The organism is Aeromonas sp. R7-4 (assembly GCF_040908055.1).
Taxonomy (GTDB): domain Bacteria; phylum Pseudomonadota; class Gammaproteobacteria; order Enterobacterales; family Aeromonadaceae; genus Aeromonas; species Aeromonas sanarellii.
Map to the genome: position 1 here is coordinate 247,676 of NZ_JBFODA010000067.1, position 24,914 is coordinate 272,589.

The window sequence follows — 24,914 nt, forward strand, 5'->3', positions numbered from 1 at the left end:
GAGGTCAATGATGCAAAGCGACAGCGCCCTGCGCCGCGAACCCAAGCGCCACTCCATCGGACAGGGCTGGATCTGGGTCCGCACGGGATTCGACATCTTCAACAAGGGGATGGGGGCCAGCGTGGCCATGATAGTGCTCTGGTTCGTGGTGGGCATAGTGCTGGACCAGCTGCCGGCGGGGGGGCTTATCTCCCAGCTGCTCTACATGGTGTGGGGTGCCGGCTGGGTGGCGGTGGCACGACGGGGCTTTGGGGGGCAGCCGCTGCAGTTCGCCGACTTCTTCGCCGGTTTTCGCCATCGCCTGACGCCGCTGATGCTGGGGGGGCTCATGGTGCTCGCCCTGTTCATGATGATCCTGATGATCTGTGCGTTCATGCTGCACCTGTGGGGGCTGACCGGCCTGTTGTCCCAGGATCCCGAGACCCTGACGCTGACTCCGGAACAGGCCCGGGGCTTCCTGCTCTGCGCCTTGCTGGGGCTGGCCCTGCTGGTGCCCGTGCTGATGGCCATCACCTTTGCCCCCGCCCTGATCTTCTTCCACGGGGTCGGGGTCTGGCAGGCGGCCAGGCTCAGCTTCAGGGGCTGCCTGCGCAACATGTGGCCCTTCCTCTGGTGGGGACTCCTCGGGGCCGTGCTGATCTTCTTCGGGGCGCTGCTGATGCTGGTGGGCCTGCTGGTGGTGCTGCCCGCCATCAACTACTCCATCTATGCTGCCTATCACGACATCTATCTGGAGGAGCCGGTGGCGAACGATGGCGAGCCGCCTGCCAGGGAGTTCGGCTTCGAGGCGTGAGCCAGGATCCGCAGACAGGGGGCCGCCAGGCCCCTTTTTCATGGACCCTCACCGGGCTTGCCACAGGGGATCGTCCGTCATCCGGGCGACGAGAAAGTCGAGGAAGCTGCGCAGCAGGGGAGACATCTGCTTGCGGGTGCCGTAGACCGCATAGACGCCGAGCCGCTTGGGTTGCCACTGGTTCAGCAGGGGCACCAGGGCGCCGCTCGCGAGGTGGGTCTCCACCGAGTAGCGGGGCTGCAGGCTGATCCCCGCCCCATCCAGGGTCGCCGCCAGCAGCAGGTTGGAGATGTTGGCGCTGAGGTTGCCGCTCACCGGCACCGACTCGGGACCATGAGGCCCCTGAAACTCCCACAGGCTCTTGCCGAAATAGGTGTAGGTCAGGCAGTTGTGCAGGGCCAGATCCTGCACCTGCTGGGGCGGAGCATGGCGAGCCAGGTAGGCGGGACTGGCACAGACCACGGAGTGGCAGGTGCCTAAGGGGCGCGCCACCAGATTGGGATCCAGATCGTTGGTGATGCGCAGGGCGAGATCGATCCGCTCCTCCACCAGGTTGACCGTCCTGTCCAGCAGCAGGATGTCGATGGCCGTGCCCGGGTAGCGAGCCAGATAGTCGTTCGCCACCTTGACCAGCAGGGCTTCGGAGAGGGAGTAGCTGCTGGTGATGCGCAGTTGGCCCTTGGGGGCGTCGTCGCCCTTCACGGCGATCTGTTCCATCTCCTCTCCGAGCGCCAACATGGCGCGGGCCCGGTTCAAGGCCTCCTCGCCCGGGCCGGTCAGACTCAGTCGGCGGGTGGTGCGGTGCAGCAATCTGGCCCCCATCCAGCGCTCCAGTTCGGCCAGGTAGCGCGAGACCATGGCGCGGGACATCTCCAGCTTCTCTCCGGCCCCGCTCAGGCTGCCCTGTTCGACCACGCAGACGAAGACCCGTAATGCGGTCAGCCTATCCATTCGTGCCTCTATATGCTCGATTTGTGCAACAGTGATGCACTGGTTATGCGGTATTTGCACCTTAGGCGATCCAATACACTGTGTCCATCAAATGACCCCCCGAATACTTAATGAGGAATAGATGATGAACAGCACCCTGATCCGCAACCTGACGCTGGCCACCACCCTGCTCGGTGGCACCGCGCTGGCCGCCCCCCTGACCGTGACCGTCTACAACCCCGGCGAGAAGGCGATCTTCCCGGTCTCCTCCTCACTGGTGACCGGTGACAAAGAGGCGATCCTGATCGATGCCCAGTTCGACGTGCAAAATGGCCAGGCGCTGGTCGACATGATCAAGAAGAGCGGCAAGAAGCTGACCACCGTCTATATCAGTGCCGGTGACCCCGACTTCTACTTCGGTCTGGAGCCCGTCATGGCTGCGTTCCCGGATGTCAAGGTGCTGGCCGACCAGCATGTGGTTGACCATATCAACCAGACCAAGGATGCCAAGCTGAGCTACTGGAGCCCGATCCTGGGCAAGGGCGCACCGAAGAGCCTGACCGTGCCGCAAGTGATGACGGCCAGCCACCTGACGCTGGATGGCGAGAAGATTGAGATCAAAGAGATGAACACGCCCAATGCCTATCTCTGGGCCCCCTCCATCAAGACGGCGTTTGGCGGCGTGCCGGTCTACAGCGGGGTACACGTCTGGATGGCGGACAGCCAGACCAAAGCGGCCCGCAGCAACTGGGTCAAGGCGCTGGACAACCTGCTGGCCCTGAAACCCGAGCGCGTGGTACCGGGCCACTTCCTGGGCACCGCGCCCCAGGGCACTGCCGCAGTGACCTTTACCCGTGACTATGTCCAGCGCTTCGAGCAGGAGCTGGCCAAGGCGAACAGCTCCGGTGAGCTGATCGAGGGCCTGAAGAAGGCCTATCCGTCCCTGCCGGTGGACGACGGCCTGGCCATAGGTGCCAAGGTCAACATGGGCGAGATGAAGTGGTAAACCCCTGACGCCTACTTCCCTGTGTTTTTTACCGGGCCCGAGGGCCCGGTTTTTTTAGCCGAATGAACGAGTGAATCACATGAACGACACCACCTTGCACTATGTCTATGACCCCCTCTGTGGCTGGTGCTATGGCGCAGCCCCCCTGCTCCGCGCCGCAGCCGGGATCCCGGGCCTTCGCATCGCGCTGCATGCGGGCGGCCTCTGGCTGGGCGCCCGGCGCCAGCCCATGGGCCAGGCCCTGCGGGACCATGTGCGCCCCCATGACGAGCGGATCCACGCCCTGACCGGCCAACCCTTCGGGGAGCGCTACTTCAACGAGCTCCTGCTCAACGAGAGGTTGCTCCTCGATTCCGAGCCGCCCATTCGCGCCATTCTGGCACTGGACGAGCTGGGCGGGGATGGCCTTGCGTTGTTGCACCGCATCCAGGAAACCCATTATGGGGAGGGGAACTGGGTCGGCTCCCCGGCGCGGCTCACGGCGCTGGCGCAGGAGCAGGGCGTGCAGCCTGAGGCCTTTGCCCAGGCCTGCCAGCGGGTGGATCTCGCCGGGCATCTGGCCGACAGCCAGGCCTGGTTGCGACGGCTCGGCGGGCAGGGATTCCCGACCCTGGGGCTGATGCGGGGCGAGCGCCTCCTGCCCGTCCCCGTCTCACCGTATCTGGGGGAGCCGCACGCCTTCGCGAAGCATCTCGCCTCCCTGATGACTGACTGACCCCTGGCGGCCGCGGTTCCATGCCGTGGCCGCCGCCATGCTCCTGTTACCTGTGTGGCGGACGTGCATTCGCCTGCGAGCCTCCCTTGTCCCCCGCCCCGTTCTTGTGCATGCTAGCGGCCACATTGAATGGCAGGATGCAGTACCCATGAACCTTCGCGATCTCGAATACCTGGTAGCGCTGGAAGAGGAGAAACACTTTCGCAAGGCGGCGGAGCGTTGCTTCGTCAGTCAGCCGACCCTGAGCGGCCAGCTGCGCAAGCTGGAAGATGAGCTGGGGGTGATCCTGATCGAGCGCACCTCCCGCAAGGTGCTGTTCACCCCGGCCGGGGACGCCATGGCCCGGCAGGCCCGCAAGGTACTCAAGGAGGTGCGCGAGCTCAAGAGCATAGGCCAGCACTTCGCCGAGCCCATGTCCGGCGAGATCCACATCGGCTTCATTCCCACCGTGGGTCCCTACCTGCTGCCCCACATCATTCAAGATCTGCGCGAACACTTCCCCAAGCTGGAGTTCTACCTCTACGAAGAGCAGACCCAGGTGCTGCTCAAGCGGCTGGAGGAGGGGGAGCTGGACTGCCTCGTGCTGGCGGAGCTGGAGGGGATGGAGGGCTTTGGATCCATCCCCCTCTATCAGGAGCCCATGTGGCTGGCGGTGCCCCAGCATCACCCCGAGGCCTGCGCCAGGGCGGTGCCGCTGCACAATCTCAAGGGCAAGAAGCTGCTGATGCTGGCCGATGGCCACTGTCTGCGGGAGCAGGCGCTGGGATTCTGTTTTGCCGCCGGCATCGGGGAGGATCAGCGCTTCAAGGGCACCAGCCTCGAGACGCTGCGCAACATGGTGGCGGCCGGCAGCGGCATGACGCTGGTGCCCAGGCTGGCGGTGCCCGCCAATCCGGAGGAGGGGGGCGTCAGCTATCGTCCGGTGATCGACCCCGTGCCGGGGCGCACCATCTCCCTGCTCTACCGTCACTACTCGGTGCGACGTCCTTGCTTCAACGAACTGGCGGCCCGCATCTCGCGCCTGATAAAGAGCCTGCCCGTCTAGGGGCGAGGTCTCCTGGCACAAAGAAAAAACCGGCGCAGGGCGCCGGTTTTTTTGTCTCTCGCAGATCTAGAAGATGTCGTCGGTCGAGACGGGGCCATCGGTGGCCGAGCCGTCACCGCCATACACCTGGTTGCCATCGGAGAGCTGGCTCGCGTAGCGGGTCGGTTCAGTGCCTTCCTTGAAGAACTCGTCCGTGCTGCTGCCATCGGCGCGATTGGTCAGCAGACCCGTCTCGCGATCGATGCGCACCTGCATGATCCCCTCGGGCACCGGCATCTTGCGCTCGGGCACCTGCTTGAGCGCCGTCTTCATGAAGTCGATCCAGATGGGCTGGGCGGCACCGCCACCGAATTCGGCGCGACCCAGGCCGCGCTGGTGGTTGTCAAATCCGATCCAGGAGGTGGCGACCAGATTCGGGGTATAGCCGGAGAACCAGGCATCGCGGGATTCGTTGGTGGTCCCCGTCTTGCCCGAGATGTCGTGGCGCTTGAGGTCGCGGGCCGCTCGCCAGCCGGTGCCGCGCCAGCCATTGCCACCCCAGATGGCGGTGGTCAGGGTGTCGGTGATCAGGAAGGCGCTCTGGGCGCTGATGGTCTGCGGCGCCATCTTGTTGGGCACGACGGGATCGATGGGGCACTGGGCCTTCCAGTCGGGCACCGTATTGGCATAGGCATCGGCGCTGTCGAGGCCGGCGGCGGCCAGCACACCGCAGTCGCGGCAGGCGGCGGCCGGATTGGCCTGGTACAGGGACTTGCCGAAGCTGTCGGTCACCTCGGTGATGAAGTAGGGGCTGACCTGGAAGCCGCCATTGGCCAGCACAGAGTAGCCGCGCACCACTTCCAGCGGGGTGAATTCGGCGGCGCCGAGGGCCAGGGATTCGTTGGCGGAGATGTGATCCCGGGCGAAGCCGAAGCGGGTGAGGCCGTCGATATAGGTATCCAGCCCGATGGCGCGCATCAGCCGGACCGACATCACGTTCTTGGACTTGGCGAGGCCGAGGCGCAAGGGGGTCGGCCCTTCATAGATGGCAGGCGAGTTCTTGGGCTGCCACATGGGGCCCTTGGCCGGATCCCACTGGTTGATCGGTGCGTCGTTGATGAGGGACGCCAGGGTATAGCCCTGCTCCAGCGCGGTGGCATAGAGGAAGGGCTTGATGTTCGAGCCGACCTGGCGGCGAGCCTGATCGACCCGGTTGAACTTGGAGATCTCGAAGCTGAAGCCGCCCACCAGGGCCTCGATGGCGCCGTCTTGCGGGTTCATGGCGACCAGGGCGGCGTTGACGTCGGGGATCTGGGAGAGCAGCAGCTCTTCCCCTTTCTCCCGCACCCAGATTTGGGCGCCGACTCTGAGCACATCCCGCGCCGATTTCGGGGCGAAGCCCTGGCGATCGTCGGTGATGAAGGCGCGCGCCCACTTGATGCCGTTCCAGCCCAGCTCGGCCTGTTTGCCGTTTCTGAGCACCAGGGTGGCGCTCTTGTCGCCCAGCTTGGTGACCACGGCGGCCATCAGGGGCTGATAGCTCGGCTGTTTGGCCAAGTGGGCCATGATCTGGTCGTAATCCCAGGCCGCTTCGCCGGCTTTCCACAGCAGGGCGGTCGGGCCGCGATAGCCGTGGCGGGTGTCGTAGTCGAAGACGCCGTCGAGCAGCGCCTGGTGAGCGGCGCGCTGGCGCTTGGCGGTGACAGTGGTGTAGACGTGCAGTCCCATGGTGTAGGCATCTTCACCAAACTGCTCCACCATCTTCTGGCGCACCATCTCGCTCAGGTAGGGGGCGTTCAGGGTCGTTTCCGCACCGTGGTAGCGGGCCTTGACCGGCATTCTGGAGGCTTCGTCATACTGGACCTGGGTGATCTTGCCGGTCTCCAGCATGCGACCAAGTACCACGTTGCGGCGGGCGAAGGCGCGCTCCGGGGAACGGATGGGGTTCAGCATGGAGGGGGCCTTGGGAAGCCCCGCGATGATGGCGATCTCGTCCAGGGTCAGATCCTTGACCTCCTTGCCGAAGTAGACCTGGGCGGCGGCGCCGACCCCGAATGCCCGGTAACCGAGGGGGATCTTGTTGAGATAGAGCGTCAGGATCTCGTCCTTGGTGAGGTTCTGCTCGATGCGCCAGGCGAGGAACACTTCCTTTATCTTGCGCACCAGCGTCTTCTCGTTGCTCAGGAAGAAGTTGCGTGCCACCTGCTGGGTGATGGTACTGGCCCCCTGGCGCGCCTGACCGGAGACGGCCCAGACGGTCGCGGCACGAATGATGCCGATGGGGTCAATGCCCGGGTGTTCATAGAAACGGGCATCCTCGGTGGCGAGTACGGCATCGATCATGGGCTGGGGGATTTCATCCAGCCGCAGGGGGATGCGACGAATTTCGCCAAACTGGGAGATCAGTTCCCCGTCCCGGCTGTAGACCTTCATGGGGGTGGCCAGCTTGACATCGCGCAGAGCGCTCACATCCGGCAACTGGGGCTTGATGTAGAAATAGATGCCGATGAGGCTGGCAACACCCAGCACTGCACCCAGCATCATGACAATAAACAGGCGAACGAGCCATTTCAGCATGGAAGAACTACCAATCGTCTTAAAATTAGCCAACGGGCGCAGAGTATAGCCTTTTTACCCTCGCGGATTCGAGGTTTTCCTGTCCGCAGACGGCGACCTCGAGAAGAGGCGGGAGGGTAGCATTCCGGGACGCAATTACCAAGGGGGGCCGCAGCCAGGGCCGAAAGGAGAGGAAGGTCAACTTTTGACATAAACTTTATGACATTGATAGATAGAGCATTATATTGAGTTAAGGCATCACCCTGTGATGCGCTGTCCTACAATAAGTCCGAAACCCAATAACGCATGGATGTGTATATGTTTGGGCTATTAAGTAAGGGATCCCTCCTCTCCTTGGCGGGCATTGATTTTGGCAGTCAAACCATCAAGGCCGTCACCATCAGCGGGCGTCCCGGCAAGGTGCATCTCGGCTCGGTTGCCGAGGTCCCCATGCCCAGGGGCACTCTGGTCGATTATCAACTGCAGGACATTGAGCGGGTCGGCCAGTCCCTCAAGTCGCTCAGGCGGCTCGTGCAAGGGGACTGCCAGCACGTGGCCACGGCCGTGACGGGCTCCAATGTCATCACCAAGATCATCCAGGTCGACACCAACATCAACGAGAGCGAGCTGGAGAACCAGGTTCATCTGGAGGCGGAACAGATCATTCCGTTTCCTCTGGACGAAGTCAGCCTGGATTTCGAGATCCTCGGCATGACCGCCGACAACAGCCGTCAGGAGGTGCTGCTGAGTGCGGCACGGACCGAGAGCGTCAGCGGCCGGGTCAGTGCACTGACGGAGGCGGGCATGAATACCATGGTGGTGGACGTGGGGGTCCACGCGCTCGGGCGCGCCGTGCTGGCCTGCCTGCCCGAGCTGCAAACCTGGGACAAGCCGGTCGGCATCGTCGACATCGGTGCCAGTGCCATGACCTTTGCCGTCCTGTTCAGGGGGCAGGTGATCTATTCCCGCTTGCAGAATTTCGGTGGCGATCAATACAGCCAGGCCCTGGCCTCTTTTTACAGCATGAGCCTGGAAGACGCGGAACTTGCCAAGCTCCAGGGATCCCTGCCTGCGGATCATGAGGTGGATGTGCTGCTGCCGCACCTCAGTACCCTGGTGCTGCAGATCCGGCGCAATGTGCAACTGTTCTGCAGTTCGTCGGGCAACAAGGAGCTGTCCAAGCTGGTGCTGACGGGCGGGGGAAGTCTGCTGCCCGGTCTGGCCGGGCAGCTAGGCAGCGAGCTCAACTGTGAAGTGCTGCATCCCGACCCCTTTGCGCTCTTTGGCAAGCCTCAGGGAGAAGGGGGTCTGGCCCACGGGGCCAAGTACATGACGGCACTCGGTCTGGCACTGCGGAGCTTCACACCATGTCAAATATAAATCTCCTGCCCTGGCGGCAGGCCAGGGCCCAGCGCCAGAAGAAGCAGTTCGGCATCATGTTCGGGCTGTTCCTAGCGGGAACTGCCGTCATCGCCTTTGCCGTCGACTGGCTGGTGCAACAGCAGATCGGCTATCAGCAGGAGCGCAATCAGCGATTGTTGCAGGAGATGGCCATGCTCGACACCCAGCTCGGCGAAATCCGGCTGCTCAAGGAGCGGCGCAAGGATCTGATCGATCGCATGCAGCTCATCGAGCAGTTGCAGATGCGGCGCAACATACCGGTGCGTCTGTTCAATCAGCTGCCCGTGCTGGTGCCTAATGGGGTATATCTTGACACCCTCGCCCTGCAGAACAACAAGATCGATGTCAAGGGCAAGACCGAAGCCTATGGCAGGGTGGCCAGCATGATGAGACGCATCGACGGGTCGGGCTGGCTGGCGCAGTCCCAGCTCAGCACCATCTTCACGGCAGAGGTGGCACCCATTGCACTGAGCCAGTTCTCCATGATGTTCCAGATCGCCACGGCACTCCCGGACGCGGCTAAGGGGCAAGAATGAACCTGCAACAGCTCAATGAACTGGATATCAATGACATCGCGCGCTGGCCCAGGGTCGCTCAGGGTATCTTCATCTTCCTCTGCTGCGCTCTGCTGGGGGGGGCCATTTACTACTATGTGATTGCCAACTCCATGACGGCATTGGCCAGGGAGGCGGATAAAGAGAAGGAACTGAAGAGCCAGTTCGAGAGCAAGGCCATGCTGGCCGCCAATCTGGAGGCATACAGGAAGCAGATGGTGCAACTGGAGCACCTGGTCGATACCCAGCTCAAGCAGTTGCCCAACACCCATGAGGTTGCCGGCCTGCTGGACGACATCAGCTTCATCGCCACCGACAACGGTCTCAAATTGAACAGGATCAACTGGGAGCCGGAGGTCAAACACGAATTTTCGACCGAACTGCCCATGCGCATCGAGGTGGTGGGCACCTATCACGAACTCGGCAAATTCACGGCAGACATGGCCGCGTTGCCGCGCATCGTGATCCTGGAGTCGTTTCAACTCAATCAAGACAAGGGACAGGACGAGTTGATCGGCATGTCCATGCAGGCCAAAACCTACAAATACAACGGTAAAACCGTGGAGCAGAAGCCATGAGCATGAGAGTGACAGTACTCCTCTTGTCGGCGCTGTTGGTGACGGCCTGCGGCGTACAGGAGGACATGGACGAGTACGTCAGGCAGACCAAGGCGAGGAAACCCATCCCGATCGAGCCCTTGCCTGAGATAAAGGCCTTTTCTCCCATGGCCTACCAACGCAGCGATCAGCGCAGCCCTTTCATTGCCCCCCAGCCGGAGACCAGTTCCAGGCTGGATGCCAAGGCCAAGCCGGATTGCGCGCAGATCGTCGCCAATCGGGAGAAGGAGGTGCTGGAACGCTATTCGCTGGCCAGCCTGAGCATGAAGGGATCGATCGGCAGACAAGGACAGCTATGGGCATTGATCAATACCCCGGACGGGCAGGCCGTGCGAGTAGGGCTCAATCAGCACATGGGACTGGATCAGGGCAGGGTCATCAAGATAACGAATACGCATGTTGACTTGATGGAGACGGTACCGGATGGCAAAGGATGCTGGGTCACCCGAGAGACCCAGCTGGCCATGGCCAATCTCGACGCAAAACTATGATCAGGGATGAGCAGAGATGAGAACAACAATAAGAAGGATGACAGGTGTGGCGCTGCTGTGTCTGGGCGGATGCACTCAGGTGTGGGCGGTCCCCGCGTTGCAGGAGGTCAAAGTCAATCCCCTGCTGGCCGATCAACTCTTGCTGGAACTTAGTTTCAGCGAGCCCGTGAGCGGGTTTACCGATAGGCTGTCGTATGAACCCAATCAGCTCTTGTTGCATGTGCCCGGAGCTGTGGGGGCACTGACGGTCAATCCGCTGTCGATCAAGCAACAGGGGGTGAACAACCTCAAGGTCGAGGGCAAGGGGCAGGGGCTCGACATCAAGATAGCCCTCGATCAGCTGACCCCCTATCAAGTCCATCAGCAGGGCAACAAACTGCTGGTGTCGCTGGGGGAAAAGGCCGGTCAGCCAGTGGCCTCCTCGCCCGCCCCTGCGGCGGCCAACCCGTCGGCGCTTGTCAGGAGCCAGCCGGTGACGCAATCTGCCTTGATCGATACCCAGCGGGTTGCCCAGAACCAGTCCCAGTATCAGGCACAACCCGCCGTGGCGCAGACCCCTGCCGTGGTGCCGATCCCTGCCGCTGCCAGCAAGCCCGTGCTGTCCGTCGCGCCGACGAATCCGGGAGGTGGCTATTTCAACTCGGTCAAGGGCGTCGATTTTCGCCGTGGCAAGGAGGGGCAGGGGGAGTTCCTCGTGACCCTTGACAACAGCTCGGCGGCGGTGGACGTCAGCAGCCGAGGTCAGAAGGTATTTGCCAAGTTCCACGGCACCCGGATCCCGGATGAACAGCTCAACCTCATCAATGTGCAGGACTTTGCCACCCCGGTCTCCCAGGTGGAGGTGTTCCGCCAGGGCAATGACACCCTGTTTGAACTCTCGGTCAACGGTCAGTTCGATTACCGTTACGATCAGGCCGACAAGATGTTCATCATAGAGGTGAAGAAACGGGCGGCCACCACGGCGGCCAAGCAATATCAGGGCAAGCCGATATCCTTGAACTTCCAGGATATTCCGGTGCGAACCGTGTTGCAGATCATCGCCGACTTCAACAATCTCAACCTGGTGACTACGGACTCCGTCGCCGGCAACATCACCCTGCGCCTCGATGGGGTGCCCTGGGAGCAGGCGCTGGACATCATCCTCAAGGTGAGGGGGCTGGACAAGCGGCTGGACAACAACATCCTGCTGGTGGCCCCGGCGGATGAAATCGCCGCTCGCGAGAAGCAGCAACTGGAGAGTCGCAGCCAGGTGGCCGACCTTGCGCCTCTCTACACCGAATACCTGCAGATCAACTATGCCAAGGCAGCCGAAGTGGCCGCCCTGCTCTCCTCCGAGAGCACCAAGCTGCTCTCCCCCAGGGGGGCGGTGAGCGTGGATGAGCGTACCAACGTGCTGGTGGTCAAGGACACGGCGGACGTCATCGGCAACGTCAAGCGCATGCTGGATATCCTCGATATCCCGGTCAAGCAGGTGGTGATCGAGGCGCGTATGGTGACCATAGACGACGGTTTCGACGAGGCGTTGGGGGTGCGCTGGGGCGTGACCAAAACGGACGGTCATGGCAACGGCACCTCGGGCACCATAGAGGGGAATGACGGTGCCGGTAACAATGACGGCAGCTCCACCATCACGCGTCCCGGCGTGGAAGACAGGCTCAACGTCAATCTGCCGGTGACCAATGCCGCCGGTACGCTGGCGTTCCAGGTCGCTCGTCTCGCCAACGGTACCCTGCTCGATCTTGAACTCTCCGCCCTCGAGAAGGAGAGCAAGGCCGAGATCATCGCCAGCCCCAGGGTGACCACCGCCAACCAGAAACCGGCCCTGATCGAGCAGGGGACAGAGATCCCCTATGTAGAGTCCTCCTCCAGCGGGGCCACCTCGGTCACCTTCAAGAAGGCGGTACTGAGCCTCAAGGTCACACCCCAGATCACCCCGGACAACAGGGTCATCCTCGACTTGACCGTGACCCAGGACACCAAGGGGGAAACCGTGCCGACCGGTACCGGGGATGCGGTCTCCATCAACGCCCAGTCGATCACCACCCAGGTGCTGGTCAACAACGGCGAGACCCTGGTGCTTGGCGGCATCTATCAGCAGACGATTAAAAATGATGTCAGCAAGGTGCCGCTGCTGGGGGACATCCCCGGCCTCGGCTACCTGTTCAAGAAAACCACCAGTGAAAACAAGAAGCGTGAACTGCTGATTTTCGTGACCCCGAGGATAGTCACCGACGCCCTTTGAAAACTTTACATGTGAGAGCAAAACACATATAACCTTACGCCCCGATGAGGCTGGGGCGTAAGGGCTGCGGTTGCCAGTCCTGGTTTCTGTTGAGATAATCCCCCTCCTGATCCATCGCAAGATAAGATTCATAGGTACCCCGGTCGAGTGTTTACCGGGGCCATACAGTTTGTAATTACTAACGAAAAGACATGGCTGAGAAACGCAATATTTTCCTGATAGGTCCCATGGGTGCGGGCAAGAGCACCATAGGTAGACATCTGGCAGAACAACTGCACATGGAGTTTTTCGACTCAGATCATGAGATTGAGCGCCGCAGTGGTGCCGATATCGGCTGGGTGTTCGATGTTGAAGGCGAAGAGGGTTTCCGGATCCGCGAAGAGAAGGTGATCGGTGAGCTCGCCGAGCATCAGGGCATCGTGCTGGCGACGGGTGGCGGCGCCATCAAGAGCCGTGAAACCCGCAACAAGCTCTCTGCCCGTGGCATCGTGGTCTACCTCGAAACCACCATTGAGAAGCAGCTGGCGCGCACCCAGAGAGACAAGCGCCGCCCCTTGCTGCAAACCGAAGAGCCGCCCCGGGAAGTGCTGGAGCGTCTGGCGCAAGAGCGCAACGCCCTGTATGAAGAAGTCGCTGACTTTGTCATCCAGACCGATGATCAGAGTGCAAAAGTTGTTGCCAATCAAATCGTCAAGTTGATCGGCATGTAATCCATTAGAGGACGTCCATGGAAAGGTTGAAGGTCGAACTGGGTGAACGCAGCTACCCGATAGAGATAGCTGCCGGTCTGTTGCAACACCCCGAGGTGCTGGCGCAGACGATCAAGGGCAAGCGGGTCATGATAGTGACCAATACCGTGGTCGCGCCCCTGTATCTTGAGCAGATCATTCAGTTGCTGTCCGGCTTTCAGGTGGAACACCTGATCCTGCCGGATGGGGAGGCCCACAAGACCCTGGCCACCTTCGAGCGGATCATGTCCGCTCTGCTGGAAACCAGCCATGGCCGTGACACCACTCTCATCGCCCTGGGGGGCGGCGTGATAGGCGACGTTGTTGGCTTCGCTGCGGCAAGCTATCAACGAGGCATTCCGTTCATCCAGGTGCCTACCACGCTGCTCTCCCAGGTTGATTCTTCCGTCGGCGGCAAGACCGCCGTCAACCATCCCCTTGGCAAGAACATGGTGGGTGCCTTCTACCAGCCCAGGCATGTGATCATCGATACCGACTGCCTCAAGACGCTGCCCGCACGGGAGTTTGCCGCCGGCATGGCCGAGGTGATCAAGTACGGCATCATCTGGGATGAGTCCTTCTTCTCCTGGCTCGAGGCCAACATGACGCGCCTGCAGCGGCTCGATGCCGACGCGCTCTCCTACGCCATTCGCCGTTGCTGCGAGATCAAGGCCGATGTGGTCGGGCAGGACGAGACCGAGCACGGGGTGCGGGCCCTGCTGAACCTGGGGCACACCTTCGGCCACGCCATCGAGGCCGAGAAGGGCTATGGCAACTGGCTCCATGGGGAGGCGGTGGCGGCAGGCATGATGCTGGCGGCGGACACGGCCCTGGCCCGTGGCGACATGACAGAGCAAGAGGTTGCGCGGATCCGCGCCCTGCTGCTGGCGGCCGAGCTGCCGGTGCAGGCGCCGCCGGAGATGGATTTTGCCGCCTTCATCCGCCATATGCGCCGTGACAAGAAGGTGCTGGAAGGCAAGCTGCGACTGGTGCTGCCGGTCGGGATCGGGCGGGCCCAGGTGGTGGCCGACGTGACGGATGCTCAATTGATGGCGGTGATCGAGTCTGGTCGTGACCACTAACAAACTGCTCAAGCTCCCTTCCCAGCGGCAGCTGGTCGACCGGCTGCTGCACCTGATTGAGTTCAATCACCCCTTTATCTTTCTCTGTGGCAAGCCCGGCAGCGGTCGTGGCACGCTCTGCGAGTCGCTGCTTGCCCAGTTGCCTGACACGGTGCGGGTGGTGAGCCTCATCGGCAGTCCGGCCATGAAGATGGCGGATGTACGCCAGTTGCTGCTGCAGCAGGTAGTGGCTCGCCCCCTGTTCAATGCGCAGGATGCGCTGGCCGACAGCTTCTTTCGCATGCTGGAGGGCAAGCCGTCCACCCTGCTGCTCATGGTAGAGCGCGCCGACGCATTGCCCACCGAGCTGGTCGGGGAGCTGTGGGCGCTCTGTCGTCACAACGATACCCTGGCCGCGCCCCACAAACTCGCCATCCTGCTCTCCGGCGGTGACGCCTGGTGTCGCAACCAGAAGGCCCTGCTGAAAGGGCGTGCCATGCCCGCCCTCGAGCTGGAGGTCGCGCCACTGAGCGCGCCGGAGCAACGCATCTTCTTGTATGAGAAGGCCAAAGAACTCAAGATCCCCACAGCCCTCTTGCCCAAGCCCAAGGTGGAAGAGATCCTGAATGGGGCGGGCGGACACCCGTCCGCCATCATGCAGTCACTGGAGGATATCATGACCGACAGAAGGCCCAAGAAACGCCAGGCCGAGTTGCCCGTCAAGAAGATCGCGATCGTGCTGGCCCTGGTGGCCGCCGGCTTGCTGGCCCTGAGCTACCTGCCCCTGTTCGATGATGGCGGCAAGGCGCCAGACCAGGCATCGTCCCAGGGAACGGCGTTGCCCGACCCCGTCACCGCAGATCCCCTGAGTGTCGGCGGTGCGAGCGCGGCACAGGGCACCCAGGAGAGTGACACCGGCCCCGGGGCGGCGGGGACGCAGGTCGCCCGGGATTGGCAACCCGATGCCAAGCCCTTGCCCAAGAAGGTCGAGAGCGAGACGGTCACTACGGAGTCGACCAACTACGAGGGGCGCCGGGTAGTCATCTCCGACGAAGTGGTCGAAAAACTGATGAATCAGCCCAACGTCAGCGGCGCCCTGCCCACGGCCGTGGTGGACGAGCTGGTGGGCGGCGGTTCCCAGGCAGTGCCGACGGTGCAGGCCAAGGCACAGGGCAGCACCCCGGCGGTCAAACCGGCTGCCCAGGGCAGCGGCACCCAGCCTGCGTCGGCCACACCGGCTGCGGCGCCGGCCCCCAAGGTGGCGTTGACTCCGGTCGCGACCCTCAACAAGAAGCCGAAGAACCACTACAGCGTCCAGCTGATGGGGGCGAGCAACACCAAGGCCGTGGACAGCTTCGTGGCGGAGCACGGGCTGGCGGGCAAGATCTGGGTCTACAAGACGAGTTTCCGTGGCAGTCCCTGGTATGTGGTGGTGCAGGGCGACTATGCCAGCAGCGCCCAGGCCAAGGCGGCGATCCGCAAGCTCTCGCCCGCCTTGCTCAAGGGACAACCCTGGCCCAAGTCGTTTGCCCAGATACAAAAAGAACTGAAGCAATAGCCAGCCGCCCGAAGAAGGGGGTAGAATCACCCCCCTTTTTTGGCATCGCCTTGTTAACACCGGACATCCATGAAAAAAACACGTGCGTTTTTAAAATGGGCCGGGGGAAAATACTCCCTGGTCGAAGAGATCGCCGAGCGCTTGCCGGACGGACGTGTGTTGCTGGAGCCCTTCGTCGGGGCGGGATCCGTGTTCCTCAACACGGATTACGATGCCTATGTGCTCAACGATATCAATCCGGATCTCATCGATCTCTACAACCACCTCAAGCGGCAGCCGGATCGCTTCATCGGCGAGGCTCGTCGGCTGTTCGTGGCCGAACACAACCACAAGACCGCCTACTACCGTCTGCGCACCCAGTTCAACCAGGCCGAGGCCGGGTTCGAGCGGGCCCAGTTGTTCCTCTTCCTCAACCGCCACGGCTTCAACGGCTTGTGCCGCTATAACAAGAAGGGCGGGTTCAACGTCCCCTTCGGTTCCTACAAGAAACCCTACTTCCCGGAGAAGGAGCTGTGGGCCTTCGCCGAGAAGGCGCAGAAGGCCACCTTCATCTGCGAGAGCTATGCCGATGCCATGGCGCGCGCCGAGGAAGACTGGGTGATCTACTGCGATCCGCCCTATGCGCCCCTCTCCACCACGGCGAGTTTCACCACCTACTCGGCGGGCGGTTTCACCCTGGACGATCAGGCTCTGCTGGCTCGCCTGGCCCGCCACACCGCCGCCCACAAGGGCGTGCCCGTGCTCATCAGCAACCACGACATCGAGCTGACCCGGGAGCTCTATCGCGGGGCCCGGCTGGACGAGATCCTGGTCAAGCGTACCATCAGCCGCAACGGCGGCGGTCGCAACAAGGTGGCCGAGCTGCTGGCACTCTATCCGCCCGGCATCGAACCCGAGCAGGGTTATTATCCTGGCGAGGCGGAGCTGGCCGTCGCCGGTTGAGTCGTGAACGGTCCCTGCGGGGACCGTTGTCGTTTCTGGTACTGCCGGCTTGCCGCGACACGAGCGGATCCTTCCTGCCACCCGGTGCGCCAGGCAGCGGATGGGTTTTCCCTGCAGGAACAGCCCGTTTGCACCGATTGCACGGGGGAGCGCCGCGGTTCACTGGTTCAGCAGATGCGGGTCGTTTTCATCGCCCTTTTGCGATAAAATTGCGCCGTTTTTTCTGCCACGCTGCCAATGGATGACGCTGATGAAAGACTTTCTGATTGCCCCCTCTATCCTCTCCGCCGACTTTGCCCGCCTGGGCGAGGACGTGGCCAAGGTGCTGGCCGCCGGGGCCGACGTGGTGCACTTCGACGTGATGGACAACCACTATGTCCCCAACCTGACCATAGGCCCCATGGTCTGCCAGGCCCTGCGTGACTATGGCATCGAAGCCCCCATCGACGTGCACCTCATGGTCAAGCCGGTGGATCGCATCGTGCCCGACTTTGCCAAGGCGGGCGCCAACCTCATCACCTTCCACCCGGAAGCCTCCGACCACGTGGATCGCACCCTGGGTCTCATCAAGGAGCAGGGTTGCCAGGCCGGTCTGGTATTGAACCCGGCCACGCCGCTCACCTGCCTCGAATACGTGATGGACAAGCTGGACGTGATCCTGCTGATGTCGGTCAACCCGGGCTTCGGTGGCCAGAGCTTCATCCCCGGCACCCTCGCCAAGCTGCGTCAGGTGCGCCGCCTGATCGACGAGAGCGGCCGCGACATCCGTCTGGAGATCGACGGCGGCGTCAAGGTCGAGAACATCCGCGAGATCGCGGCCGCCGGTGCGGACATGTTCGTGGCCGGCTCCGCCATCTTCGGCAAGCCGGACTACAAGGCGGTGATCGACGAGATGCGGGCGGAGCTGGCCCATGTCCGTTGAGCGTCCCTTCGATCTGGTGCTGTTCGATCTCGATGGCACCCTGATCGACAGTGCCCCCCAGCTGGCGCTGGCGGTCAACCGTACCCTGGCGGATCTGGGGCTGGCGGAGGCCGACGAGGCGGTGGTGCGCACCTGGGTCGGCAACGGTGCCGACAAGCTGATCCAGCGTGCGCTGGATTACCGCGAGGCGCCCGAGCTGTTCGCCAGGGCCCGCCCCCTGTTTGACCGGCACTACCAGGCCTGCCTGCTGGAAGGCCTGGGGATGTATGAAGGGGTCGAGCAGAGCCTGCGTCGCCTGCAACGGCTCGGCTATCGCCAGGCCGTGGTGACCAACAAGCCGAGCCACTTCGTGCAGCCCATTCTGGAGGCCCTCGGCATCCAGGATTGCTTCGCCCTCTGGCTGGGGGGCAACTGCGTGCCCGTCAAGAAGCCGAGCCCGGAGCCGCTGCTGCACGCCTGCCACGAGCTGGGTGTCAGCCCGTCCCGCACCCTGATGGTGGGGGACTCCGAAAATGACGTGCTGGCTGCCCAGGCGGCCGGCATGAAGGTGGTGGGGCTCACCTACGGCTACAACTATGGCCGCCCCATCGCGGATTCCCGCCCGGACTGGGTATGCGAGCAGTTTGCACAGCTCGATGCCCTGCTGGCCGAATAACAAGGATCAACACATTCATGGCTAAACCAATCGTATTGAGCGGGGCCCAACCCTCGGGCCAGCTGACCATAGGCAACTACATGGGTGCCCTGCGTCAGTGGGTCAGCATGCAGGATGACTTCGACTGCCTCTACTGCATCGTCGATCTGCACGCCATCACCACCCGCCAGGATCCCGCGGCCCTGCGCAAGGCCTGCCTGGACGCCGCCGCCCTCTATCTGGCGGTCGGCATCGATCCGGCCAAGAGCACCGTCTTCATCCAGTCCCACGTGCCCCAGCACGCCGAGCTCGGCTGGATACTGAACTGCTACACCCAGATGGGCGAGCTGTCGCGCATGACCCAGTTCAAGGACAAGTCCGCCCGTTTCGAGAACAACGTCAACGTCGGCCTGTTCGGCTATCCGGTGCTGATGGCGGCGGATATCCTGCTCTACCAGGCCAATCAGGTGCCGGTCGGCAATGACCAGAAGCAGCATCTGGAACTGACTCGCGACATCTGCACCCGCTTCAACAACCTGTACGGCGAGGTGTTCACCCTGCCCGAGCCCTTTATCCCGACCGAAGGGGCCCGGGTGATGAGCCTGCAGGATCCCACCAAGAAGATGTCCAAGTCCGACGACAACGAGGCGAACTTCATCGGCCTGCTGGAAGATCCCAAGCAGATCGTCAAGAAGATCAAGCGGGCGATGACCGACTCCGACAAGCCGGCCGTGGTGCGCTTCGATCCCGAGAACAAGCCGGGGGTCTCCAACCTGCTGACCCTGATGTCCGGGGTGACGGGTCGCTCCATCCCCGAGCTGGAGCAGCACTTCGAGGGCAAGATGTACGGCCACCTCAAGGGCGAGACGGCCGATGCCGTGGTCGCCTTGCTGGAGCCCATCCAGGCGCGCTTCCGCGAGCTGCGTCAGGATGAGACTCATCTGCGGGCCATTTTGGCGGCTGGCGCACAAAAGGCACGGGAAAGGGCTGAAAAAACCCTGACCAGCGTATATGATGTCGTCGGCTTCGTTCCTCGAGCCTGACATACTGGGAAGGTGTAGTAGAAGAGAGCTGGGTATCTGCCTGGCTTTCTTTGTTTTACCCGCCCGGTTCGTCATTTCCTCCTTCAATGTCACACAGGGGTCGTTGCCCCAAGAGAAAGCATGTCTGCCGAATCACATATCCTGACTGAAGAACTGGGTGACAAGGGCCACTGGCTGCGCAAGTTTCGCAAGGCCAAGAACCTCAACACCCTGCAGCTGATGGTCTCCAATGCCATCGACAAGCACCACAAGACCCCGGCCATCGCGGCGGCCATCTACCTGGCCGAGTGTCAGCGCGAGCGCGAGCTGGAGCAGGGGCGCCTGCTGGATCGCTGAGCCCTGCCTGCGGGCGCTGGCCATTCGCGGGCTGTGCTGCCGATCCCCTGAGCCCGGCGCAAGCCGAGTCCCGTTTATTCCTCCCCGGGGCCTGCCCATGGTGGCGAGAGCGCTCGTCTCCCCCTTGGCTCCTGCCCACCTCGCAGACCATGAAAAATGGCGTTGCGCCTGCACGGGGCGTGAAGGGGGCCGCGATGTTCCCCCGCCGTCGGCCTGTCGATTATCTCCGCCCGTCGGGAGGGCGATAACAGGGACGCGCCGCCACCGCCAGGCTCGCCATCCGGATCACCACGACGGCCCCGGTTTATTAACGGGGAGAGACATGCCAGAATGCGCGGCGTCTGTCCGTCGCCGCCCGTGACGGGCTGTCCGATCACCGTCTCTGTCTGACTCCCAGGGTCTTTTCATGCTGCTACTCATCGACAACTACGACTCCTTCACCTGGAACCTGGTGCAATATTTCGGTGCCCTGGGACAGGAGGTGCTGGTGAAGCGCAACGACGAGCTGAGCCTGGAGGAGATAGCCCGGCTCGCCCCACGCCACCTGGTGATCTCCCCTGGGCCCTGCACGCCGAACGAGGCGGGTATCTCCCTGGCCGCCATCCGCCGCTTCGCGGGCGAGATCCCCATCCTCGGCGTCTGTCTCGGTCACCAGTCCCTGGCCCAGGCGTTCGGCGCTCAGGTTGTACGTGCGCGCCAGATGATGCACGGCAAGACCTCCCTCATCCGCCATCGGGGGGAGGGGGTGTTCAGGGGATTGAAGGATCCGCTGCGGGTCACCCGCTACCACTCCCTCGTCGTGGAGCGCGATTACCTGCCCGATTGTTTCGAGATCACCGCCTGGAGCGAACACGACGACGGCAGCGTCGACGAGATCATGGGCCTGCGACATAAAACACTGGCGCTGGAAGGGGTGCAGTTCCATCCGGAGAGCATCCTGAGCGAGCAGGGCCACCAGTTATTGGCCAATTTTTTAGCCGTTTCCTGAAAAAATTGTGACATGCGCCTCAAAACCGAGATGAGGCGAAAAAAATTTTCCCTGACACTTTATTCACCCTCCTCCCTGTCCAAATTATCTCTTGCCAACACCCCCTGAGCCGTTATGCAATGCGGTTGCCTAAAATCTCACGGGCAATCGAACAATGTTCCTCATAGGCGGTCAAGTTACAGACTTTTTACTTTTTTTCTGTGATAATTCCGCCACGTTTACACGGATTTAACTTTTGGGCGGTGGATTATTCTGCCGCGATATAGCAGGAGAGCAATATGTCAGAGTTGTTGGCAGTGACACGTGAAGTGTTTGATGAAGTGATGGTTCCCAACTATGCGCCGGCCAAGATCATTCCGGTCCGCGGCGAGGGATCACGTGTCTGGGATCAGGAAGGCCGCGAGTATGTCGACTTCGCGGGCGGGATCGCGGTCAATGGCCTGGGCCATTGCCATCCCAAGCTGGTCGAAGCCCTGAAAATCCAGGGTGAGAAGCTGTGGCACCTCTCCAACGTGATGACCAACGAGCCGGCCCTGCGCCTGGCCAAGAAGCTGGTTGCCGCCACCTTCGCCGAGAAGGTCTATTTCTGCAACTCCGGTGCCGAAGCGAACGAAGCCGCCCTCAAGCTGGCCCGCCGCTACGCCATCGAGAAGTTCGGGGCCCACAAGACCCAGATCATCGCCTTCCACCAGGGCTTCCACGGCCGTACCTTCTTCACCGTGAGCGTCGGTGGCCAGGCTGCCTACTCCGATGGCTTCGGTCCCAAGCCGGCCGACATCACCCACGTGGCCTACAACAACCTGGAAGAGCTGGCCTCCGTCATCTCCGACAATACCTGTGCCGTGGTGATGGAGCCGCTGCAGGGGGAGGGGGGCATCATTCGTCCCACCGACGAGTTCGCCCGTGGTGTGCGCGAGCTGTGCACCAAGCACAACGCCCTGCTGATCTATGACGAAGTGCAGTCCGGTGTCGGTCGTACCGGCGAGCTCTATGCCTACATGGGTCTGGGGGTTACGCCGGACATCCTCACCAGCGCCAAGGCGCTCGGCGGCGGCTTCCCCATCGGCGCCATGCTGACCACCACCGAGATCGCGGCTCACCTGAAAGTGGGTACTCACGGTTCCACCTACGGTGGCAACCCGCTGGCCTGCGCCGTGGCCGAGGCGGTACTGGACGTGGTCAACACCCCGGAGGTGCTGAACGGCATCAAGCAGCGCGAACAGCTGTTCCGCCAGGGTCTGGAAGCCATCAACGCCAAGTACCACTGCTTCAGCGAAGTGCGCGGCCAGGGTCTGCTGCTGGGCGCCGTGCTGAACGATGATTTCAAGGGCCGCTCCCGCGACTTCCTGCTGGCCTCCGTCGATCAGGGCCTGCTGGCGCTGGTGGCGGGCACCAACGTGGTGCGCTTCACACCGTCCCTGGTGATCCCGGAAGCGGACATCAAGGAAGGTCTGGCCCGGTTCGAGAAAGCAGTCGCCCAGGTGGTCAACGCCTGAGGCTAGTTGAGGTGGGGAACCCGCCCGGCAGGAGCCGGGCCCCCACCTGTCGTCAATGAAAGGGAGTTGTCATTTATGTTGGTTATCCGTCCTATCGAGCAGCGCGACTTCGCCGGCCTCAAGACCTGTGCCATCGAATCCGGCACCGGCATGACCTCGTTGCCGGTCAACGACGAGCTGCTGCAACGCAAGATCGATGCCTCGACCCAGACCTTCCTGGACAAGCCCGCCGGCAAGGGGGATTGTCTCTACTTCTTCGTGGCCGAGGATCTGGAAACGGGCGAGATGGTCGGCACCTGCGCCATCGACGCCGCCGTCGGCCTGTCCCAGCCCTTCTACAACTATCACATCGGCAAGGTGGTGCACTCCTCCCCCAAGCTCGGCATCTACAACGTGGTGGAGACGCTCACCCTCTCCAACGACTACACCGGCAACTCCGAGCTCTGCACCCTCTTCCTGCGCGAATGCGCCCGCGAGGGGCTCAACGGCCGCCTGCTCTCCAAGCACCGTTTCCTGTTCATGGCCGAGCACCCCGAGCTGTTTGACAGTACCGTCTTTGCCGAGATGCGCGGCGTCTCCGATGGCAACGGCCACAGCCCCTTCTACGAGTGGCTGCAGAAGCATTTCTTCTCGATGGACTTTCCCACCGTCGACTATCTGACCGGCATCGGCAAGAAGCGCTTCATCGCCGAGCTGATGCCCAAGTACCCCATCTACGTGAACCTGCTGAGCAACGAGGCGCGCGCCGTCATCGGCCAGACCCACGAGAAGACCCGTCCGGCCATCAAGATGTTGCAGGACGAGGGCTTCGTGAACCGCGGCTACGTCGACATCTTCGATGCCGGCCCCACGGTCGAGTGCGAGGTGAAGAACATCCGCAGCGTGCGCCGCAGCCAGAAGCTGGCGGTGCTGGTGGGCGAGCCCATCGGCGGTCACACCTACCTCATCTGCAACGCCAGGTTCGAACAGTACCGCGCCTGCTACGGCAACATCCGGGTCGATCTGGACAAGCACGAAGCCATCATTCCGCCCAAGATGGCGGCCGCCCTCAAGGTGGAGAATGGCGACATGGTTCGGGTCGTCGATCTGGAGTAACGGGTATATCCGCATTGAGACGGGTCGCCAAGGCGGCCCGTGCACCACAGGGAGTGAATTGATGATGTCTTTAGTCCAGTTTATCGATGGCCAGTGGCTGGCCGGTGAAGGCAAGCCGTTCGAATCAAAAGATCCGGCCAAGAACGCAGTGATCTGGCAGGGGGAGGCGGCGAGCGCTGCCCAGGTGGACGCCGCCGTCAAGGCGGCCCGTGCGGCCTTCTACCATTGGTCCGATCTGGCCCTCGAGGAGCGCCTCGCCATCGTCCGCCGCTACGCCGACCTGCTCGGCGAGCACAAGGAGGCGCTGGCCCTGACCATAGCCCGGGAAACCGGCAAGCCCCTGTGGGAGACCCGCACCGAGGTCGCCGCCATGCAGGGCAAGATCGCCATCTCCATCCGCGCCCATGACGAGCGCACCGGCACGGTGGAGAACCCCATGCCCGGCGCCAGGGCCTTCGTGCGCCACAAGCCCCACGGCGTGGTCGCCGTGTTCGGCCCCTACAACTTCCCGGGCCACCTGCCGAACGGCCACATAGTGCCTGCCCTCATCGCCGGCAATACGGTGGTGTTCAAACCCTCCGAGCTCACCCCCATGGTGGCCGAGGCCATGGTCAAGGTGTGGCAGGAGGCGGGGTTGCCCAAGGGCGTGCTCAACCTGGTGCAGGGCGAGGTCGATACCGGCAAGGCGCTGGCGGGCAATCCGGACATCGACGGCCTCTTCTTCACCGGCTCGTCCCGTACCGGCCACTTCCTGCACCAGCAGTTCGCCGGCCAGCCGGGCAAGATCCTGGCCCTGGAGATGGGCGGCAACAACCCGCTGATCGTGAAAGACGTGAGCGACATCGACGGTGCCGTGCACGCCATAGTGCAGTCCGCCTTCATCACCTCGGGTCAGCGCTGCACCTGCTCCCGCCGTCTGTTTGTGGAGCGAGGCGCCCGGGGCGATGTCCTGGTCAAGCGGCTGGTGGAGGTGGTCGGCCAGATCCGGGTCGGTCACTACGATGACGAGGCTCAGCCCTTTATGGGCGCCATGATCAGCGAGCGAGCGGCGCTCGGCATGGTGGAGGCCCAGGCCAGGCTGCAAGCGCTGGGTGGCGAGAGCCTGCTCACCCTCAAACACTTGGAGGCGGGCACGGGGTTCGTTTCTCCCGGCATCATCGACGTGACCGCGGTCGCTTCGCTGCCGGACGAAGAGTACTTCGGCCCGCTGCTGCAGCTCATTCGCTATGACGACTTCGATGCCGCCATCGACCAGGGCAACGCCACCAGCTTCGGCCTCTCGGCCGGCCTGCTGGGCGACAACGAGGCGGACTGGCAGCACTTCTTCAAGCGCATTCGTGCCGGCATAGTCAACTGGAACAAGCCCATCACGGGCGCCTCCAGCGCCGCGCCCTTCGGCGGCATCGGAGCCTCCGGCAACCACAGGGCGAGCGCCTACTACGCCGCCGACTACTGTGCCTATCCGGTGGCCTCGGTCGAGGATGGCAAGGCGAGCATGCCGGATCAGCTGTCCCCGGGTTTGACGTTTTAATCGTTCATGGAGATAGCGATGCAGACGAGATGGCTCAATGCCGACGACTACTGTGTCATATCTCCGGTGGCCTCGGTCGAGGATGGCAAGGCGAGCATGCCGGATCAGCTGTCCCCGGGTTTGACGTTTTAATCGTTCATGGAGATAGCGATGCAGACGAGATGGCTCAATGCCGACGACTACTGTGTCATATCTCCGGTGGTTTCGGTCGAGGATGGCAAGGCGAGCATGCTGGATCAGCTGTCCCCTGG

Annotated in this window: 23 protein-coding genes; 21 read left to right on the forward strand and 2 right to left on the reverse strand. The window is 62.6% G+C overall.

All coding sequences use genetic code 11. The features are described from left to right. Positions 1-10: 10 nt before the first annotated feature. Positions 11-793, forward strand: coding sequence for a BPSS1780 family membrane protein (locus AB5Y72_RS20330; RefSeq protein WP_042079002.1), 783 nt, complete (start codon positions 11-13; stop codon positions 791-793). A 48-nt stretch (positions 794-841) separates the two neighbouring features. Here the strand turns inward: AB5Y72_RS20330 and AB5Y72_RS20335 are convergent, their stop codons facing one another. After that, a complete protein-coding gene (locus AB5Y72_RS20335) occupies positions 842-1,744 on the reverse strand; it encodes a LysR family transcriptional regulator (protein WP_325782107.1) in 903 nt (300 codons plus the stop codon). 124 nt (positions 1,745-1,868) lie between these two features. Here AB5Y72_RS20335 and AB5Y72_RS20340 point away from each other — a divergent pair, with 124 nt between their 5' ends. From AB5Y72_RS20340 to oxyR, 3 genes are all read left to right on the forward strand, one after another. Continuing rightward, positions 1,869-2,729, forward strand: coding sequence for a Vmh family MBL fold metallo-hydrolase (locus AB5Y72_RS20340; protein ID WP_325782159.1), 861 nt, complete (start codon positions 1,869-1,871; stop codon positions 2,727-2,729). Positions 2,730-2,808: 79 nt separating this feature from the next. After that, entirely contained in the window at positions 2,809-3,444 is a 636-nt protein-coding gene (locus AB5Y72_RS20345; protein WP_325782108.1) for a DsbA family protein, read from the forward strand. A gap of 148 nt (positions 3,445-3,592) precedes the next feature. Then, complete coding sequence (oxyR, locus tag AB5Y72_RS20350) at positions 3,593-4,489, forward strand: DNA-binding transcriptional regulator OxyR (RefSeq protein WP_325782109.1); 897 nt, start codon at positions 3,593-3,595, stop codon at positions 4,487-4,489. 66 nt (positions 4,490-4,555) lie between these two features. On the opposite strand, the gene AB5Y72_RS20355 is transcribed toward oxyR, so the two are convergent. Next, positions 4,556-7,045: a PBP1A family penicillin-binding protein gene (locus AB5Y72_RS20355; protein ID WP_325782110.1), complete on the reverse strand. Its 2,490-nt coding sequence runs from the start codon at positions 7,043-7,045 to the stop codon at positions 4,556-4,558. 297 nt (positions 7,046-7,342) lie between these two features. On the opposite strand from AB5Y72_RS20355, the gene tapM reads away from it, so the two are divergent. The 17 genes from tapM (at position 7,343) to astD (ending at position 24,663) form a co-directional block, all read left to right on the forward strand. Further along, positions 7,343-8,404 carry a PilM family type IVa pilus assembly protein TapM gene (gene tapM, locus AB5Y72_RS20360; protein ID WP_325782111.1) on the forward strand — a complete coding sequence of 354 codons (1,062 nt, stop codon included), beginning with the start codon at positions 7,343-7,345 and terminating at the stop codon, positions 8,402-8,404. Beyond that, positions 8,392-8,961, forward strand: coding sequence for a PilN domain-containing protein (gene tapN / locus AB5Y72_RS20365; RefSeq protein WP_209793419.1), 570 nt, complete (start codon positions 8,392-8,394; stop codon positions 8,959-8,961). The genes tapM and tapN overlap by 13 nt, the downstream gene beginning before the upstream one ends. Further along, positions 8,958-9,557 carry a PilO family type IV pilus biogenesis protein TapO gene (gene tapO, locus AB5Y72_RS20370; protein WP_042078964.1) on the forward strand — a complete coding sequence of 200 codons (600 nt, stop codon included), beginning with the start codon at positions 8,958-8,960 and terminating at the stop codon, positions 9,555-9,557. The genes tapN and tapO overlap by 4 nt, the downstream gene beginning before the upstream one ends. 2 nt (positions 9,558-9,559) lie before the next feature. Continuing rightward, a complete protein-coding gene (locus tag AB5Y72_RS20375; RefSeq protein ID WP_042079004.1) occupies positions 9,560-10,087 on the forward strand; it encodes a pilus assembly protein PilP in 528 nt (175 codons plus the stop codon). Between the two features lie 16 nt (positions 10,088-10,103). Then, positions 10,104-12,329 carry a type IV pilus secretin PilQ gene (locus tag AB5Y72_RS20380; RefSeq protein ID WP_216989770.1) on the forward strand — a complete coding sequence of 742 codons (2,226 nt, stop codon included), beginning with the start codon at positions 10,104-10,106 and terminating at the stop codon, positions 12,327-12,329. 191 nt (positions 12,330-12,520) lie between these two features. Next, positions 12,521-13,039, forward strand: coding sequence for a shikimate kinase AroK (gene aroK, locus AB5Y72_RS20385; protein ID WP_042078966.1), 519 nt, complete (start codon positions 12,521-12,523; stop codon positions 13,037-13,039). A 17-nt stretch (positions 13,040-13,056) separates the two neighbouring features. Next, the gene (gene aroB / locus AB5Y72_RS20390) at positions 13,057-14,139 is read left to right on the forward strand and encodes a 3-dehydroquinate synthase (protein ID WP_042078967.1); all 1,083 of its coding nucleotides are present in this window, start codon (positions 13,057-13,059) and stop codon (positions 14,137-14,139) included. Continuing rightward, positions 14,129-15,676 carry an AAA family ATPase gene (locus tag AB5Y72_RS20395; protein ID WP_325782112.1) on the forward strand — a complete coding sequence of 516 codons (1,548 nt, stop codon included), beginning with the start codon at positions 14,129-14,131 and terminating at the stop codon, positions 15,674-15,676. Before aroB ends, AB5Y72_RS20395 begins: the two co-directional genes overlap by 11 nt. 69 nt (positions 15,677-15,745) lie before the next feature. Then, entirely contained in the window at positions 15,746-16,618 is an 873-nt protein-coding gene (locus AB5Y72_RS20400; RefSeq protein WP_042078969.1) for a Dam family site-specific DNA-(adenine-N6)-methyltransferase, read from the forward strand. A 250-nt stretch (positions 16,619-16,868) separates the two neighbouring features. Further along, on the forward strand, positions 16,869-17,540 hold the full coding sequence (gene rpe / locus AB5Y72_RS20405) for a ribulose-phosphate 3-epimerase (RefSeq protein ID WP_042078970.1): 672 nt from the start codon (positions 16,869-16,871) through the stop codon (positions 17,538-17,540). Next, positions 17,530-18,195, forward strand: a complete 666-nt coding sequence (locus tag AB5Y72_RS20410) for a phosphoglycolate phosphatase (protein WP_042078971.1) — start codon at positions 17,530-17,532, stop codon at positions 18,193-18,195. The genes rpe and AB5Y72_RS20410 overlap by 11 nt, the downstream gene beginning before the upstream one ends. Before the next feature lie 17 nt (positions 18,196-18,212). Continuing rightward, positions 18,213-19,217, forward strand: a complete 1,005-nt coding sequence (trpS, locus tag AB5Y72_RS20415) for a tryptophan--tRNA ligase (protein WP_368199543.1) — start codon at positions 18,213-18,215, stop codon at positions 19,215-19,217. Between the two features lie 120 nt (positions 19,218-19,337). Continuing rightward, positions 19,338-19,553, forward strand: coding sequence for a hypothetical protein (locus tag AB5Y72_RS20420; protein ID WP_042078975.1), 216 nt, complete (start codon positions 19,338-19,340; stop codon positions 19,551-19,553). 406 nt (positions 19,554-19,959) lie between these two features. Further along, positions 19,960-20,541 carry an aminodeoxychorismate synthase component II gene (locus AB5Y72_RS20425; RefSeq protein ID WP_368199546.1) on the forward strand — a complete coding sequence of 194 codons (582 nt, stop codon included), beginning with the start codon at positions 19,960-19,962 and terminating at the stop codon, positions 20,539-20,541. Positions 20,542-20,819: 278 nt separating this feature from the next. Beyond that, positions 20,820-22,037, forward strand: coding sequence for an aspartate aminotransferase family protein (locus AB5Y72_RS20430; protein ID WP_368199548.1), 1,218 nt, complete (start codon positions 20,820-20,822; stop codon positions 22,035-22,037). Between the two features lie 75 nt (positions 22,038-22,112). Beyond that, complete coding sequence (gene astA / locus AB5Y72_RS20435) at positions 22,113-23,132, forward strand: arginine N-succinyltransferase (protein ID WP_042078978.1); 1,020 nt, start codon at positions 22,113-22,115, stop codon at positions 23,130-23,132. Positions 23,133-23,193: 61 nt separating this feature from the next. Then, positions 23,194-24,663 carry a succinylglutamate-semialdehyde dehydrogenase gene (gene astD / locus AB5Y72_RS20440; protein WP_368199550.1) on the forward strand — a complete coding sequence of 490 codons (1,470 nt, stop codon included), beginning with the start codon at positions 23,194-23,196 and terminating at the stop codon, positions 24,661-24,663. Positions 24,664-24,914 lie beyond the last annotated feature (251 nt).

Excerpts from the sequence above, each read along its gene's own strand:
- AB5Y72_RS20330 (WP_042079002.1), top strand. The coding sequence starts at position 11 with ATGCAAAGCGACAGCGCCCTGCGCCGCGAACCCAAGCGCCACTCCATC.
- AB5Y72_RS20335 (WP_325782107.1), bottom strand. The coding sequence starts at position 1,744 with ATGGATAGGCTGACCGCATTACGGGTCTTCGTCTGCGTGGTCGAACAG.
- AB5Y72_RS20340 (WP_325782159.1), top strand. The coding sequence starts at position 1,869 with ATGAACAGCACCCTGATCCGCAACCTGACGCTGGCCACCACCCTGCTC.
- AB5Y72_RS20345 (WP_325782108.1), top strand. The coding sequence starts at position 2,809 with ATGAACGACACCACCTTGCACTATGTCTATGACCCCCTCTGTGGCTGG.
- oxyR (WP_325782109.1), top strand. The coding sequence starts at position 3,593 with ATGAACCTTCGCGATCTCGAATACCTGGTAGCGCTGGAAGAGGAGAAA.
- AB5Y72_RS20355 (WP_325782110.1), bottom strand. The coding sequence starts at position 7,045 with ATGCTGAAATGGCTCGTTCGCCTGTTTATTGTCATGATGCTGGGTGCA.
- tapM (WP_325782111.1), top strand. The coding sequence starts at position 7,343 with ATGTTTGGGCTATTAAGTAAGGGATCCCTCCTCTCCTTGGCGGGCATT.
- tapN (WP_209793419.1), top strand. The coding sequence starts at position 8,392 with ATGTCAAATATAAATCTCCTGCCCTGGCGGCAGGCCAGGGCCCAGCGC.
- tapO (WP_042078964.1), top strand. The coding sequence starts at position 8,958 with ATGAACCTGCAACAGCTCAATGAACTGGATATCAATGACATCGCGCGC.
- AB5Y72_RS20375 (WP_042079004.1), top strand. The coding sequence starts at position 9,560 with ATGAGAGTGACAGTACTCCTCTTGTCGGCGCTGTTGGTGACGGCCTGC.
- AB5Y72_RS20380 (WP_216989770.1), top strand. The coding sequence starts at position 10,104 with ATGAGAACAACAATAAGAAGGATGACAGGTGTGGCGCTGCTGTGTCTG.
- aroK (WP_042078966.1), top strand. The coding sequence starts at position 12,521 with ATGGCTGAGAAACGCAATATTTTCCTGATAGGTCCCATGGGTGCGGGC.
- aroB (WP_042078967.1), top strand. The coding sequence starts at position 13,057 with ATGGAAAGGTTGAAGGTCGAACTGGGTGAACGCAGCTACCCGATAGAG.
- AB5Y72_RS20400 (WP_042078969.1), top strand. The coding sequence starts at position 15,746 with ATGAAAAAAACACGTGCGTTTTTAAAATGGGCCGGGGGAAAATACTCC.
- rpe (WP_042078970.1), top strand. The coding sequence starts at position 16,869 with ATGAAAGACTTTCTGATTGCCCCCTCTATCCTCTCCGCCGACTTTGCC.
- AB5Y72_RS20410 (WP_042078971.1), top strand. The coding sequence starts at position 17,530 with ATGTCCGTTGAGCGTCCCTTCGATCTGGTGCTGTTCGATCTCGATGGC.
- trpS (WP_368199543.1), top strand. The coding sequence starts at position 18,213 with ATGGCTAAACCAATCGTATTGAGCGGGGCCCAACCCTCGGGCCAGCTG.
- AB5Y72_RS20420 (WP_042078975.1), top strand. The coding sequence starts at position 19,338 with ATGTCTGCCGAATCACATATCCTGACTGAAGAACTGGGTGACAAGGGC.
- AB5Y72_RS20425 (WP_368199546.1), top strand. The coding sequence starts at position 19,960 with ATGCTGCTACTCATCGACAACTACGACTCCTTCACCTGGAACCTGGTG.
- AB5Y72_RS20430 (WP_368199548.1), top strand. The coding sequence starts at position 20,820 with ATGTCAGAGTTGTTGGCAGTGACACGTGAAGTGTTTGATGAAGTGATG.
- astA (WP_042078978.1), top strand. The coding sequence starts at position 22,113 with ATGTTGGTTATCCGTCCTATCGAGCAGCGCGACTTCGCCGGCCTCAAG.
- astD (WP_368199550.1), top strand. The coding sequence starts at position 23,194 with ATGATGTCTTTAGTCCAGTTTATCGATGGCCAGTGGCTGGCCGGTGAA.